Origin of the sequence: Paenibacillus sp. FSL H7-0690 (genome assembly GCF_037980415.1) — a bacterium.
GTDB lineage: Bacteria > Bacillota > Bacilli > Paenibacillales > Paenibacillaceae > Paenibacillus_AQ > Paenibacillus_AQ odorifer.
The window spans coordinates 2,976,963-2,992,281 of record NZ_CP150281.1; the positions used below are offsets into that span (position 1 = coordinate 2,976,963).

16 protein-coding genes are annotated in these 15,319 nt (G+C 41.2%); 12 read left to right on the forward strand and 4 right to left on the reverse strand.

The window, feature by feature from the left end; genetic code table 11:
- Positions 1–31 precede the first annotated feature (31 nt).
- Positions 32–1,132: a serine hydrolase domain-containing protein gene (locus MHI32_RS13035; protein WP_340012484.1), complete on the reverse strand. Its 1,101-nt coding sequence runs from the start codon at positions 1,130–1,132 to the stop codon at positions 32–34.
- A 457-nt stretch (positions 1,133–1,589) separates the two neighbouring features.
- Between MHI32_RS13035 and MHI32_RS13040 the strand changes: the two genes are divergently transcribed.
- On the forward strand, positions 1,590–1,949 hold the full coding sequence (locus MHI32_RS13040; protein WP_340012485.1) for a hypothetical protein: 360 nt from the start codon (positions 1,590–1,592) through the stop codon (positions 1,947–1,949).
- Between the two features lie 5 nt (positions 1,950–1,954).
- Here MHI32_RS13040 and MHI32_RS13045 read toward each other — a convergent pair whose 3' ends face one another.
- A complete protein-coding gene (locus MHI32_RS13045) occupies positions 1,955–2,683 on the reverse strand; it encodes an SDR family oxidoreductase (RefSeq protein WP_076279085.1) in 729 nt (242 codons plus the stop codon).
- A gap of 165 nt (positions 2,684–2,848) precedes the next feature.
- Between MHI32_RS13045 and MHI32_RS13050 the strand changes: the two genes are divergently transcribed.
- The 7 genes from MHI32_RS13050 (at position 2,849) to MHI32_RS13080 (ending at position 8,549) form a co-directional block, all read left to right on the forward strand.
- Positions 2,849–3,187 carry a winged helix-turn-helix transcriptional regulator gene (locus MHI32_RS13050; protein ID WP_036686390.1) on the forward strand — a complete coding sequence of 113 codons (339 nt, stop codon included), beginning with the start codon at positions 2,849–2,851 and terminating at the stop codon, positions 3,185–3,187.
- A gap of 27 nt (positions 3,188–3,214) precedes the next feature.
- On the forward strand, positions 3,215–3,667 hold the full coding sequence (locus tag MHI32_RS13055) for a hypothetical protein (RefSeq protein WP_248548136.1): 453 nt from the start codon (positions 3,215–3,217) through the stop codon (positions 3,665–3,667).
- A gap of 221 nt (positions 3,668–3,888) precedes the next feature.
- Complete coding sequence (locus tag MHI32_RS13060; RefSeq protein ID WP_076126035.1) at positions 3,889–4,905, forward strand: ABC transporter substrate-binding protein; 1,017 nt, start codon at positions 3,889–3,891, stop codon at positions 4,903–4,905.
- A gap of 13 nt (positions 4,906–4,918) precedes the next feature.
- Positions 4,919–5,935: an iron ABC transporter permease gene (locus tag MHI32_RS13065; protein WP_340012487.1), complete on the forward strand. Its 1,017-nt coding sequence runs from the start codon at positions 4,919–4,921 to the stop codon at positions 5,933–5,935.
- A 25-nt stretch (positions 5,936–5,960) separates the two neighbouring features.
- On the forward strand, positions 5,961–6,965 hold the full coding sequence (locus MHI32_RS13070) for an iron ABC transporter permease (RefSeq protein ID WP_076144064.1): 1,005 nt from the start codon (positions 5,961–5,963) through the stop codon (positions 6,963–6,965).
- Positions 6,966–6,984: 19 nt separating this feature from the next.
- The gene (locus MHI32_RS13075) at positions 6,985–7,785 is read left to right on the forward strand and encodes an alpha/beta hydrolase-fold protein (RefSeq protein ID WP_340012488.1); all 801 of its coding nucleotides are present in this window, start codon (positions 6,985–6,987) and stop codon (positions 7,783–7,785) included.
- Between the two features lie 11 nt (positions 7,786–7,796).
- A complete protein-coding gene (locus MHI32_RS13080) occupies positions 7,797–8,549 on the forward strand; it encodes an alpha/beta hydrolase-fold protein (RefSeq protein ID WP_340012489.1) in 753 nt (250 codons plus the stop codon).
- A 63-nt stretch (positions 8,550–8,612) separates the two neighbouring features.
- On the opposite strand, the gene MHI32_RS13085 is transcribed toward MHI32_RS13080, so the two are convergent.
- Positions 8,613–9,149 carry an SRPBCC domain-containing protein gene (locus tag MHI32_RS13085; protein WP_340012490.1) on the reverse strand — a complete coding sequence of 179 codons (537 nt, stop codon included), beginning with the start codon at positions 9,147–9,149 and terminating at the stop codon, positions 8,613–8,615.
- A gap of 51 nt (positions 9,150–9,200) precedes the next feature.
- On the reverse strand, positions 9,201–9,533 hold the full coding sequence (locus MHI32_RS13090; protein ID WP_076126043.1) for a metalloregulator ArsR/SmtB family transcription factor: 333 nt from the start codon (positions 9,531–9,533) through the stop codon (positions 9,201–9,203).
- A 345-nt stretch (positions 9,534–9,878) separates the two neighbouring features.
- Between MHI32_RS13090 and MHI32_RS13095 the strand changes: the two genes are divergently transcribed.
- From MHI32_RS13095 to MHI32_RS13110, 4 genes are all read left to right on the forward strand, one after another.
- Positions 9,879–10,517: a universal stress protein gene (locus tag MHI32_RS13095; RefSeq protein ID WP_232061321.1), complete on the forward strand. Its 639-nt coding sequence runs from the start codon at positions 9,879–9,881 to the stop codon at positions 10,515–10,517.
- A 127-nt stretch (positions 10,518–10,644) separates the two neighbouring features.
- Entirely contained in the window at positions 10,645–13,509 is a 2,865-nt protein-coding gene (locus tag MHI32_RS13100) for a Na+/H+ antiporter subunit A (RefSeq protein ID WP_312147910.1), read from the forward strand.
- Positions 13,509–13,844: a Na(+)/H(+) antiporter subunit C gene (locus MHI32_RS13105; RefSeq protein ID WP_340012491.1), complete on the forward strand. Its 336-nt coding sequence runs from the start codon at positions 13,509–13,511 to the stop codon at positions 13,842–13,844. Before MHI32_RS13100 ends, MHI32_RS13105 begins: the two co-directional genes overlap by 1 nt.
- Complete coding sequence (locus tag MHI32_RS13110) at positions 13,841–15,319, forward strand: Na+/H+ antiporter subunit D (protein ID WP_340012492.1); 1,479 nt, start codon at positions 13,841–13,843, stop codon at positions 15,317–15,319. Before MHI32_RS13105 ends, MHI32_RS13110 begins: the two co-directional genes overlap by 4 nt.

Below are 15,319 nucleotides of genomic sequence, written 5' to 3' on the forward strand. Positions count from 1 at the left end.
CCACCTTTGGTTGGTTTTTTATATCTCTCTACTATTTAACAAATTCATCTAACAGTTTATTTAAATCTTCTGCAACCCAGTTAATTTCACGATAGGAATCAAAATTAGTCATGACTACGATTAAGTTCTTGGTTTCTGGATCCCTAAGAATAAAAGAGGAATATCCAAATATATTTCCACCATGACCCACTAGATTAATTGGATCGTGATATACAAACCAACCATAGGCGTAACTTAGTTTATTATCTTCCATGATAACCTTTGGACTAAACATAATGTCAAGAGATTCCTTAGAGACTAATTTATCTGTGTAAAGTGCTTGATCCCATAAAAAGAGATCTTCTACCGTCGAATATAATGCTCCTGCTGCGAAGGGCACTGACATATCAATTTTGTAGGAGGGTTCGTCATACCGCTTCACTGTACCTTCGTATCCTTTAGCATGAGTACCTTCATTGTAATCATTTATGTCATAACCAGAATGTTTCATATGTAGGGGTTTAAAGATATGGTTATTAATATAGTCCTCATAGGATTCCTTCGATACTTTTTCAATAATATATCCCAACAAAATATAGTTTGAATTACTATAGCTGAATTGTGTACCTGGGGTGAAATCTAGTGCTTTCTGTTTAAAAGTATCAATGATATCTGAAGGGGAATTATAATTTTGGAAACTAGAAAAGGTCAAACTATCAAATGTGAGATATTCTGGAATTCCTGAAGTATGTGACAAGAGGTGGTGTATGGTGATTGTATCTCCATTAGGATAATCCGGGATGTAATTATTCAGAGTATCCTTCACATTTAGTAAATTTTGTTCTTGGAGTTTAAGGATGCTAAGCGCTGTAATTTGCTTACTGACTGAACCTATTCTAAACATAGTATTGGGCGAGTTTGGAATCTCTTTTTCAAAATTAGCCATTCCGTACCCTTTACTAATCCAGACTTCCCCACCTTTAGCCATGAGAACAGTACCATTAAATTGTTTCTCTGTAAGATACTTGTCCACTTGTTGCTCCAAATCACTATTTGTTTTTCTTGGAATGATGACTTCAGGATCAGATGAGCAAGCAGATAGTAAGCAAATCGATAGTAACATAATCCCAAACCTTTTCAAATAAATGATCATAAGTAGAGCTCCCGTTCTTTTATTTGATTTTTGAGAATGATGAACCTCATTATTTACTATTACGTTATTAATGAATTGAGGTTTCTACAAAAGTTAAAGGACAGGAAAGAGCATTCTAGATTTAGATAAATCTTAAAATTCTTTAATAAATTACCGACTAAATAGTTTTTCTGAGTTTGAAAATGGGGAATGTTCATTGTGTACTTACTAGTACTTGTGAGAATTGTTTTGTTCAAAGATACGCAGCTCTATAATCTTTTTGCGATGATTGGTCAAGGACAGAGGGCTATTAATATCATTCCATTTGCATCTACATTCGAAATGATGAGTACTATGGGGATGCGATAGTGATGATGTTATATTAAATACAGTAGGGGCAATCGTGGGTTGGTTAGTTTTTCAATACATAAAGGTAAAAATTAAAAAAAAATTTATATTCAAATTGGTGATCGTAGGGATGATGCTCGTATTAGGATTCGTCGGCTGCTTTGCTATTTTGACGACAGATGGGAGCATTTATATCACTGGAAAGTTTATGAGTTTCAATGCTCCCGAACTAACGATAGAGAAGACTATTCAGAATCAGAATCAGATAAGAGAGACAATCAAAATGGTGCTGGACCAGGAGACGAAAATAATAATTGAACAAGTTGAAAGTAAGTTCTTTTTTGACATTATTATTAGTGAAAAATACATATACTCTTCCCTAAGCTATAATGAACTTCTCCCTGCGACCGAACGTTTCAATCGAAATAATGTTACGGTTTGGAGCTTAGATGGTAAGCATGTTGATACGATTATAATTATTAAGCCATGATATACTTATCGCAAAATATATCCCCCATCCGGAAATAAAGTACTTCCTGTTGTATAGCTATTGGTCATCAAATAAATCGTTGTATGTGCTGCTTCGTCGGCATGACCCACCCTGCCAAGGATATTGATATTCGTATATTCGTCGTAAGCCTTGTCTCTAGTTTCCTGTTCTGCGCCTTCCCAATTAAAGTTGGTATGAATGGTTCCAGGGGAGATGACATTTACCCGAATCGGAGCCAATTCTACTGCTAATGCTTTTCCCAGACTTTCAATCGCGCCGTTACAAGCTGCATAGGAGGCACCGTCTGCAAGTGGACGCTGGCTGAATGCGCCGGACATAAGAACAATGGAGCCTGTAGGGTTGATAAAAGGGATGGCATGCTTTACAGCATTATATTGCGGCCAGAACTTTGCATTAAAGCAACTGTGTGCAATCTCCAAGCTAGAAGTAATCGGTCCTCTAACATAGGAGGCTCCCGGAGTGAACAAATGGTCAAAAACGCCGATTTTTTCAAAGAAATCCTTCAAGTCCTGTTCATTTTGATTATCTAGTGAATGAATTTCAACAGAATCGAATCCCAGAAGCTGTTGAGCTTTCTCTAATTTATCTTGTGATCGCCCAGCGATTATGACAGCTGCACCTTGTTCTACCGCTTGTTTGGCAGTTGCAAGCCCTATTCCGGAGCTTCCTCCGATAATGACGATGCGCTGGTTTTTTAATGAAATAGTGGACATATTTATCTTCTCCGTTCATAGTTAATTGGACTTATTAAGTTCTGTTTTTTATTATTAGCTATAAAATATAACCTGCACAGTACGCACTTTTTTCGTACTAGGTACGATTTTTCGTACTAGCTGGTTCGAACATATAGTTATATAACTATCGAAAGAGGGGATCGCATGGATTTGCTGGAGCCGAGATTAACCGGGGTTCTTACAACACTTGAAAAGATCGGTGGAAAGTGGAAGCCGCTCATTTTATTTATTTTATTGATAGATGGCACAAAACGATTTGGTGAACTTAGACGGATTATCCCAGATGTCTCCCAAGGTACGTTAGCTAAACAATTACGGGAGCTTGAAGAGGATCAGCTTATCGACCGGGTGAGTTATCATGAGCTTCCACTCAGGGTGGAATATAGTATTTCAGAACATGGCAAATCCCTAATTACAGTTTTGGATAGCATGTGTGGCTGGGGTAGGATGCATAAAGAATATTTGAATAATACAAATAAGTAGAGGGGGTACATTATTATTCATACTATTTTGCAGGAACCAACGGGTCAGACCTACAAGACGCTGGTACAGGTAGCTATGGAAGTATGTGATGAATTTATTTTAGTAAAACGTGATCAGATGGAGTTAGAACCAGTAGGTTATGAACTGCTTGAACAGCTGCAACCTTTTCTCAAAAAGGTCATAAAAGATGACTATTGGCCGGGGACTCGGCTTATGGGGCATTATGCAGATGTTTATTTTTTTGATTGTTCGCCTGAAGCGGTCAATATTCTTTTATCCTATTCCACCAGCTTGTACTCGTGGGTACAGACCAGGCTGCCTGATGATCTTTGTTTTCTAAAACAGGGACAACCGTGGCTAATCAATACAGCCCATGAGAGAGAAAGCAATTTGCTCACTGATGTGGATGAGGAACTTAATAGACTAGAGGCGTGCGGATTATTGTTCCGTGACTTATCTGAGTTTTATAACGCTGATTAAAAAAAATGGACTCATATTTATAGTGCAGAAGAACCCGCAGTTGGTGCGGGTTCTTCTGCATGTTCACTAATAATTAAACGCAACTGTTAAATTACAAGATTTCATATAATCAAAGAAAAGTATTGATAATTATTCTCATATGATTTAATATGATAACGATTCTCATTATCATTACTTTAGTTTGAAGAATGATAAATAAAATATAGATGGGGAGATTGATTATGAATCAGAAAAAATATTTATTAGCTGGGGTATCAGCAGTATTAGCTTTGAGTTTGGCAGCTTGCGGTAACAATGAAAAGGATAAGACAGCTTCAGAAAAAAGCACAAATAATGCTGCAGTAGCAGCAGAAGGAACTGCAAATAACAAAGGAAATGCGGCTCAGGAGGCTGTTGCCACTGAACAAACCGTTACATATTTGGGCAAGGATTATGTCGTGCCTGCAAAGATTAATAATATTGTAGCAGCAAGTCTCGAATCTATGGAAGATGCTGCCATACTGGGAGTGAAACCTGTAGGTGTACTTGCAATAGCTGATGCTATTCCAGGTTATCTGTCAACTGACCTAGCGGGTGCATCCTTAGTGGGGGATAAATTTGCTCCAAGTAATGAAGCGATTCTGCAACTGGATCCAGATGTTATCTTAGGGTCTTCCAAGTTTGGGGAAGATGTGGCCGGTGCACTTAATAAAATTCAAACGATGATTCCTTATTCACATATTTCAACAAACTGGAAAGATAACTTGCTCTTATTAGGCCAATTATCCGGTAAGACCACAGATGCAGAAAAAATTATTAGTGATTATGAATCTAAAGCTGCGGGTGCAAAGGCTGAAATTGGAGAAAAGCTGAAAGATCAATCCATTCTAGTCATTCGTATTCGTCAGGGCAGTATGTGTGTGTATCCTGCTGGCGTTTATTTGAATCCGGTTATTTATGAAGATCTGGGTGCTGCCATTCCTGAGGTGATTTCCTCTACAGAGGCACAAGCAGAGCTTTCATTAGAAGCTTTGGCGGATATTAATCCGGACTATATTTTCTTGCAGTTTGAGACTAGTGAGAATACTGATAATGCAACAGCACTTGATGATTTGCTCAAGAATCCGATCTTCAAAAGCGTAACTGCTGTCAAAAATAATCATGTGTTTGTAAATGCAATTGATCCGTTGGCACAAGGTGGAACGGCTTGGTCTAAAGTAAGATTCCTGGATGCGGCAATTGAAAACCTGTTGAAGTAAAACCGAAGGTGCGATGAATAAGATGAATACAAAAAATTGGAAAGTTATATTGATCCTTTCAACTTCTCCATTATTCATCGTATTAGCAATTGTTGTATCCGTCTTATATGGTGTTAAAGATATTGGAATATTGACAATATGGCAGGCGATTACACACTTCGATGCTAATAATGTGGACCACAACATTATTATGACATCTAGATTTCCGCGTGTAATCGCCGCTTTATTAGTTGGAGCGGCTCTGGCTGTTTCAGGGGCGTTAATGCAGGGGGTTACACGTAACTATCTTGCATCACCATCGATTATGGGAGTAAATGACGGATCGGCATTTGTTATTACGTTGGCTATGGTGTTTTATCCGGGATTATCGAATGTTCAGATGATTATTTTATCTATGGTGGGTTCAGCCATCGGAGCAGGTTTGGTTTTCGGATTTGGTTCATTGGTTAAAAACGGTTTATCTCCAGTCAGGTTAGCCATTATTGGAACTGTAATTGGTACTTTTTTAAGTAGTATCGCCTCAGCAGTAGCGATGTTTTTTCAAGTCTCACAAAATGTTAGCGTTTGGTATAGCTCGAAAATACATACCGTTAATCCAGATATGCTAATATTATCAGTTCCTTTTATAATCGTTGGACTGCTCTTGGCGGTTAGTATTTCTAAGTCAGTAATGGTTGCTTCCCTGGGGGATGAAACCGCGATTAGCTTGGGTCAACGAACAAAATGGGTGAAAATTGTCAGTATTATATCTGTTATATGTCTGACCGGGACAGCAGTAGCTTTAGTCGGCAAGATAGCCTTTGTGGGTCTAATCATTCCTCATATTACACGTTTTATCGTAGGTATAGACTATCGCTTTATCATTCCTTGCTCAGCGGTGATTGGAGCTGTTTTTTTAGCGTTTTGCGATGTCTTAAGCCGTTATATTAACTTTCCGTTTGAGACGCCAATTGGTGTTGTAACAGCCTTTATTGGCATCCCTTTCTTCCTTTATTTAATTCGGATTAAAGGGGGAGAGCAGCGTGGATAGAAGTAAAGTACAGTTTAGCCGCTATATGCTTACACTATTAGTTTTTATCCTGTTAACCCTTGTGGCCGGGTATTTTCATCTTACGAATGGCGTGTTTGATATGTCTGTAATGGATGTGATAAAAACACTGCTGCGAATAGATCCTAATGCTAAATTTGACCTGGTTATTTTTCAGTTTCGGTTACCACGGATCATTATTGCCTCATTAGTAGGAATAGGTCTGGGGATGGCGGGAACTGTCATTCAAGGGATTACCCGTAACGGGCTGGCTGATCCAGGTATCCTTGGGATTAATGCAGGCGCAGGAGCTGCCATCGTTGCATTTATGTTTTTCTTTCAGATGTCGGGAGTTACTTTTTTTAAAGAAAGCTGGTTCTCGATACTAGCCATGCCGCTGTTTGGTTTTGTAGGTGGGCTTGCCGCAGTTGTCATTATCTTTATTTTTTCATGGCGGAATGGTGCACTCGATATGCAACGCTTGATTTTGACAGGGATCGCGATTAGCAGTGGTTTTGGTGCATTGTCGTTGTATATCTCTCTGAAAATGAATGCAAGTGATTATGAGATGGCTGCGGTTTGGAGTGTCGGAAGTATTTACAGCGCGAACTGGACTTATATCATTATGATCGCACCTTGGGTGCTTATTTTAGGATTTATAATGTATCGAAAAAGCTATTTACTCAATTATTTTCAATTGGAGGATTCCAGTACAAAGAGCTTAGGGATCTCTGTAGAAAAAGAAAAGCTGATCTTTCTGTTATGCAGTGTGGGGATCGTAAGTGTTTGTGTATCTGTATCCGGTTCTATAAGTTTTATAGGCTTGATGGCTCCTCATATCGCCAGAAGATTAGTAGGGATTAATCACCGCTATATTATGTTATCCAGTGCAGTGGTAGGGATGTTTTTGCTGGTGATCTCGGATTATTTTGCCAAAACAATATTTCAGCCGGCAGAGTTACCCGTGGGTATAGTCGTTTCGATTATTGGAATTCCTTATTTCTTATATTTATTAGCAAAGTCAAGAGTGTAGGGGAGAGTGTACAGAAAAAATGACAACACAAGTAGAGCTCGAACACACAGAATCATGGAAACTTGAATCTCAGTATATGGGTCACACGTACGATATAAAGGTTTCTCTTCCCAGAGAAGCAGCACCAGAAAAGGGCTTCCCCGTGTATTACATGCTCGATGGTAATTCATATTTTCAATTGGGTCGGGATGTTGTGAAATTGCAGTCAAGAAATGCCCCGAAAACTTTTATTGCACCAGCAATTGTGATTGGCATTGGACATTATGGTTCAGATGAAGAGGTCTCCAAAAGAAGATTTTATGATTTCACACCTCCAGCGAAGCAGTATGTATATCCGGATCGATTGAAAAATGCTGACATAGGTCCACATGGTGGGGCTGAGAAGTTTTTGGCTTTTTTAGAATTAGAGTTAATGCCAGCAATCAATAAGAAATATAATGTGGATCAGCATAAACAAGCCTTGTTTGGTCACTCTCTCAGCGGTTTATTTGTCCTCTGGACGTTATTCACTCGTGCGAAGCTATTCCAGTATTATTTGGCCTCTAGTCCATCCATTTGGTGGAATGATCATGAAATCCTGACGTATGCGGAGCAGTTCTATCACAAGGGTCAAGAGCTGACGGCCGATAAACAAAAATTATTGATTACCGTAGGAAGTGAAGAGTCGTTTATGGTCGATGACGCAGCAATATTATTTTCAAAATTGAATGAGTATGCTTTGCCTAATTTAGAGGTTAAGCACTATGTCGCACCCAATGAAAATCACGCTTCTGTAGTACCAACGATTATGAGTAGAGCGTTTCGAGTGCTGAACTGTTAAGGAGTGGGGATATGACGCAAATGAGGGCAGGCGAGCTTGTGCTTTTTGAACATATGGATCGTCAGATTACCGTGTATTTACCGAAAGAATATCATCTATTTCCGGAGTGGATGTTTCCAGCGGTTTTCTTACAGGATGGAGATTTTTTGTTCAAAGAGGCGATTACAGCTATAGAGAAAGATGTGGAAGAGGGAGTAACAGAGCCGGTTATTTTTATCGGGATCGATTCTCAGCTGCGGAATGATGAATATACACCTTGGGAAATGTCTGCTCTTTTTAAGGATTGGTCCTTTGGGGGCAAGGGCGATGATTATTTGAATTATGTCTATCAGGATCTTGTACCCTATATCAAAAGCTCCTATCGCATCTCCAACGAGCCGGAGAAATTGGCTTTGGGTGGTGTTTCACTAGGTGGATTAATAAGTCTGTATGCGATGTACAAGACTGAAGCTACTGTTGGAAATTTTATATTGATATCTGCGTCTGTATGGTTTAAAGATTTCATTCATTTCATGGAGACATCAAGACTAGATAGGGAATGCAGAATTTATATGTATGTTGGTGAGCAGGAAGGGATCCACAAGACAAATGCCCAGAAGGACATGGTGCCTAACAGCAAACGTGCTTATGATATTTTAAAAGAGAAGATTGTTGGAACGGATCAGCGAGTGAAGTTTGAGACGGATCCGCTGGGCACGCATAATGACATGTTTTTCCTGCAATATTTTCCGAATAGTATCAGGTTCTTATTTCCTGCAAAATAAACATAATAGGACGAGCAGGAGAGAGTATCCTTGCATCGTCCTACTTATCGTGTGATAGCTGCTCTAGTTATTCTTCTGTAAATTCTCAAGATGGGCGTCCAAATTATCGAAGGTTTGGGAAATCCCCTCTAACATCCCCATATCAATCACTTGTTGCAAGGCTTCCGGAGAAGTGTATTTACCGGTATTCACCAGCTTCGTTTGACCCTCCAGGTCGATAAAATCTAGCTGGACAAGCGTTTCAGGCAAATCTTTTGAAATATTACCCTCTGCATCTGAGAATCCATCTGTATAAATGACTTGTTCTGGGACTGTAATTTCCTTATACAACGCCTTGCCCCAAGACTCCATACCGTAGAAATCCCCTTGATTCTTATCCACGCACTTCATGCAATAATGCCAAGTACCCCCTGGACGGAAATCGACATTACATACGGGAAGCGTCCAACCTTTTGGACCCCACCAGTGCTTCAAATGCTCTGCCTCAGAAAAAGCCTTGAATACTAGCTCACGTGGAGCTTGGAATACGCGCTCTAATACTAATGTGTTGTCATCAACAACTTTGGATACCACTTGGTTGGACGGGTTAGAATTTGTCATGGGATAGATCCTCCTCAAATTTGTTTGCTTCCTGCCAATTTCGACCTGAGGCTATGATTTATTATTGTTTTCATTGCTCTGTAGCTTTTGTAAATAATCATCCAGTCGATCGTATCGTTCTTCCCATATATGGCGGTAGGAGTCTAACCAATCGTCTATTTCCTTAAATGGATCAGGACGGAGCTTGCAAATGCGCTTGTTAGCAACAGCTTGAACTTCAATTAAGCCCGCTTCACTAAGGACGCGCAAATGCTTGGACGCTTGAGGCTGCCGTAGCTGAAGACTTTCTGCAATCTCCCCAACGGTTAGAGGATTCTCGCGTAATAGTTCAACAATCTGCATGCGGTGGGGCTCAGCTAAGGCACTCATAACGTTAGTATTCATAAACAAGGATCACTTCGATTCATTAAATTCATTCGCATCTCTATTATGACATACTGTGGTTGAGCGGCTCTATAGCGCCTCCTTTTTGGTATTTCCTGTTTGTGATGATAATATACCACGGAGGGAATATTCCTGTAAAGGAATATATAAAAACCATTGTATGACAACTGCTAGAGAAGGGCATGATACAAGCATTAAAAAGAAATATGTTCCATGATAACCAACAAACTTTACAAAAAACATAGGAATAGATATAATTAAGTATAACTTATCGGGTTTTAGAATTACGCAAGGGGCCTAACGCCAGTGGGCTCCTTTTGTATTTCTTGGCCATGTTACAGGAGGGTGAAGGTCATACACAATGAAAAGATTATGGTTTGTGTTCATTATGGTCCGCATGGGGAGCGTTTAATCCGGCGTGGTGTCCAACTATCTGAAATTATAGGGGCGCCATTGTTTGTATTAAATGTCGATAGTTCGGATATTGATGAATATAATCAGAGCAAAGAAATGTATATGACGGTCTGGAAACGTCTTGCCGATGAAGCTGGCGCAGAGTTTATCATTCGGAAACGTGAAGGCCGAAAAACAACAGATATTATTGTAGAAGTTGCTGAAGAGAATGAGGTCACACAGATCGTCATTGGACAATCTGCTCAAACTCGGTGGCAGGAGCTTACCAAACGTAATTTCATCAATGAACTCATTGGTAAAATGAAAATGATGGATCTGCATGTCGTGGCTGTGCAGCGGATGCGTGCAGGGCTGGAAGAAACCCATGAGGAAGGCGTTATCGCTTACCTGGTCAAAAACGGGGCTGAGTACCAGCTCAGTGATGAACCTCAGGGAGAGTATTCGCTTAAGGGAAAGTTCTTTCACGAACTACACACAGAATTTGAGAACGGTTTATTCAGAATTGAGCAAGAAGATGGAAAGGCTAGATATCTGCATATTTGTGATGGCACATTGACCGATTCTTTATAATCGGGCTTGCCCTTATCAACATTGGGGCCTTGTATAAAAGGCCCTACCAATCATATGATCTTTGGCTTTTGGTAAAAAAGTAAGTACTAAAGTTCACAACTTGATAAGCTCAAGTGGAAAAGGAGGACTGCCTTTGCTGCATGTAATCATACTTGTTCCGTTTCTAATGGCCTTAGTAATCGCACTTTTGTCCAAGAGAGCACCCAACCTTCATAGAGGATGGCTTGTTTTCCCTGGTTCACTCGTTTTGTTTGTTTATTTCTTAACCCGGATTCCCGTTATTAAAGGTGGGGATTTGGGATATGAAACCATTTCATGGATTCCTTCACTAGGAATTGATTTGGTTTTCCATCTGGATGGATTAAGTTTGTTGTTTGCTTTGTTAATCACTGGGATGGGTAGTCTTGTAATTATCTATTCAATTTATTATCTGGACCGGCGAAAAGAAGCGTTAACCCCTTTTTATATTTATCTAATGTTGTTTATGGGGGCAATGCTTGGCGTTGTGCTCTCGGATAACTTGATGGTGTTATACGGCTTTTGGGAATTAACAAGTGTTTCGTCATTTCTGTTAATTGCCTTTTGGCATCGGCGGCAAAAATCGCGGTATGGTGCTCTCAAATCTATGTTGATTACCGTATTTGGTGGTTTAGCGATGTTTGCCGGCTTTTTAATGCTTTATGTAATGACAGGCACCTTTAGTATCCGGGAAATTTGGAGTGAGGTTGGCGATATTAGCGGGCATGCTTTATTTATTCCGGCGATGCTACTAATTCTCTTAGGCGCCTTCACCAAATCAGCTCAGTTCCCGTTTCATATCTGGCTGCCGGATGCCATGGAGGCACCGACACCCGTCAGCGCCTATCTGCACTCGGCAACGATGGTTAAAGCTGGATTGTATCTTGTCGCCCGTTTCAGCCCTGTTTTTGCGGGGCAATATGAGTGGTTCTGGGTTGTGTCAGGCGTCGGTTTGATCACCTTGATTTATGGCTCCATCCAGGCGATGAAGCAGACGGACCTGAAGGCTCTATTAGCCTATTCAACGATTAGTCAACTTGGACTGATTATGGGATTGCTGGGAATGGGATCGGCAGCGGCATTTTATGTAGGGGAAGATTCAGTCTTTTACACTGCTGCAACAACAGCGGCTATCTTTCACCTTATTAACCATGCCATCTTTAAAGGCTCTTTGTTTATGATGGTCGGTATAGTTGACCATGAGACGGGTACCCGCGACCTGCGAAAGCTGGGCGGATTGATTTCCATTATGCCGGTTACCTTTACGGTAGCGATGATCGGCAGTTTCTCGATGGCTGGTTTGCCGCCATTTTCCGGGTTTTTAAGTAAAGAGATGTTTTTTACGGCTGTTCTGAATATCCGAAACCTGGATATATTGTCTATTCCCTCGTTGTTTACGCTCTTCCCGGTTTTGGCCTGGATTGCCAGCGTGTTTACTTTTGCATACAGTATGATTTTGGTTTTCCACACCTTTTTCGGAAAATATCAGCCTGAGAAGCTGGACAAAAAACCGCATGAAGCCCCATTTGGACTTCTGCTTGCCCCGTGCCTGCTAGCAGTGCTGTCTATATTTATCGGTTTTTTCCCGAATATATTATCCAAAACACTTATTATCCCTGCAATGAATGCTATTCACCCTATCTTGCAGACCGGAGAACCCTTTGTTGTGAATATTCATTTCTGGCACGGCTTTACACCAGAAATATGGATGACACTTGGTGTTGTGATTCTTGGTATTATTGTATACCGAATCTATGGCCGCTGGAGTCTGGTCGATAAAGAATGGGGCAGTGGCTACACTTTAAATCAAGTCTATGACGGAGTAATCCGGCTGGTCGAGAAATCGTCTAGGGCGTTGACTGGCATCTATATGACAGGTTCCATGCGCCATTACTTGATGTATATCTTCGCTTTCCTGATCGTAGCCATTGGTGGAGCCGTGTGGTATACCGATGGAATAACGCTTGGGACAACTGAATATGCTCCGTTTTCTTTGTTTGAAGTTATTGTTGTTATGGTTATGCTTGTGGGCGCTTTGGCTATCCCCTTTGTTCGTTCCAGAATCACAGCCATTTTGTTAACAGGAATGGTTGGTTATATGGTTACTTTACTCTTTGTTCTGTTCCGGGCACCTGATCTGGCGCTTACCCAGATGATTGTCGAAGTAGTATCCGTTACATTGTTCCTGCTATGTTTTCGGCATTTGCCTAAGCTGGAGAAAGAGCCGCTCAAACTTCGGTCCCGCTTGCCTAAGCTAATTATTTCCATCGGGATGGGAATAACCATGACATTGGTTGCACTTGCTGCTTTAGGCAGTAGTCCGTTCGAATCCATCTCGAAATATTATGTGGAGAATAGCTATACCTTGGGTGGCGGTAAAAATATTGTTAATGTTCTGCTCGTTGATTTCCGCGGCTTTGATACCATGTTTGAAATTACAGTGCTTGGCCTTGCCTCACTTGCTATTTATTCCATGATCAAACTGCAATTGGATACGGATGGAACTATTGCCCCACTGAAGCGGGCTGTGAAGGATAATAAACCACGTTCTTCTGTAAGTGATGATGTGTTACTACAAGCGGTAGCTAAAGTAGCCTTCGTTATGATACTAATATTTTCGCTTTATCTGTTTTTCGCCGGACATAATAATCCGGGAGGCGGATTTATTGGAGCATTGATGGCATCAGCCGCATTGGTACTGCTCGCCATTACTTTTGGGATTGATATGGTTGAGAAGGTATTGCCTATCGACTATCGTAAGTTAATCGCGGTTGGGGTATCTGTAGCTTTTCTTACAGGAATAGGTTCGTTTTTATTCGATGTACCTTTTCTGAGCCAAGCGTTTGGCTATTTCCAACTGCCACTTATGGGCAAAACAGAACTGACCACAGCAATGTTCTTTGATCTCGGTGTTTTCTTAGCTGTTATTGGTGTCACTATGAATATCATATTTACGATCGGGAGGGATAGCTAATGGAGCTTATTATTGCCCTGGCGATCGGTGTACTGTTTTCCGTAGGTGTTTATCTAGTTCTTTCCAAAAGCTTGCTGCGCATCCTTCTGGGAACCACTTTAATAACGCACGGCGTTCATTTGTTGTTACTGACAATGTCTGGCCTCAAGACAGGTGCTGCACCATTGCTGGGTGAGGAAGCGGAAGCTTTTGTCGATCCTTTGCCGCAGGCGCTCATTTTGACCTCTATTGTAATTAGCTTTGGAGTAACAGCATTTTTTATTGTTTTGGCATACCGGACTTACCGCTCGACGGGTACCGATGATGTGGAAGGAACCAAGGAGGAGAGACGATGAACAACTTGTTAGTGCTGCCTCTGCTGATTCCGGCCATTACGGCAGTAATACTCATTTTTCTGAAAGAACGAGTACGTCTGCAACGAATCATAAGTGCCGTGAGTGTGTTTTTAAATATCTTTGTTGCAGGATTCATTGTGTATCAGGTAAATACAAACGGTATCCAGACCTTATATATGGGGGGATGGCGTCCACCTTATGGCATTGTGTTTGTTGCCGATATGTTTTCGGCATTGCTCGTGTTGACTGCGGCCATTGTTGGCGCGGCTTGTCTGTTTTTTTCCTTCGCTAGCATTGGGGAAGACAGGGAACGGTTTTATTACTATCCGTTTTTCCATTTTTTATTAACCGGGGTATTTGGCTCTTTCCTCACCGGGGACCTGTTTAACTTGTTTGTCTGCTTTGAGGTGCTGTTAGTTGCCTCTTACGCTTTGATCGTACTTGGTGGGTCCAAGGGTCAACTGCGAGAGACATTAAAGTATGTATTAATTAATGTGATTTCCTCTTCCTTGTTTGTGGTGACGATTGCTTATTTATATGCCGCGACAGGAACACTGAATATGGCGCATCTATCTATGCGTGTAGCAGAGGCGGGACAAGGCGGTGTAATGAACGTCATTGCGGTTCTGCTGCTAATTGTATTTTCGATTAAGGCAGGTTTACTGCTCTTTTTCTGGCTTCCCGATTCTTATAGTGCACCGCCATTGGCTGTTAGAGCCCTGTTTGGGGCTTTGCTAACCAAGGTCGGATTGTATGCAATTACTCGTACCTTTACTTTGATTTTTATTCAAGAACCGGGACTTACCCATACATTGATTGCCTGGATGGCGGGGGCGACGATGATACTTGGGGCAATCGGGGCATTGGCATACAACGATTTGGGCCGAATATTTAATTATAATATCATCATCAGTGTAGGATTTATTGCTTTTGGGATCTCTGTTGCGACTCAGGATTCGTTAAATGGTGTAGTGTTTTATTTAATGCATGACATGGTTGCCAAAGCATTATTATTCTTCCTGGGTGGGATGATTATCTCAGCTTCAGGCACTGACCGCTTAAAAGAAATGGGTGGTTTAATCCGACGTTATCCGTGGACCGGCTGGATGTTTTTTGTACTGACTTTGGCATTGGTTGGTGTTCCGCCCCTTAGTGGTTTCGCTGGAAAAGTGATGATGGTGCGGAGTGGATTTGGCGAGAATCACGTGGCTCTGGCGCTGATTGCACTTGCATCCAGCTTCGTAGTGTTATATTCCTTGATCAAGGTATTCCAGCGAGTGTTCTGGGGTGGCGAGAAAAGGGAAGAACAAGTCAAACCGCTTCATTATAAAGCTATGATGGCACCGGCAGCTGTTCTGTTCGCGATTGTAATTCTGATGGGTGTGGGTGCGGAGACGGTAAACGGACTTGTCAGCCAAGCCGGAGCTGTACTGGCTGATCCAGCACTATACATTAACGCTGTCATGAAGGAGTGA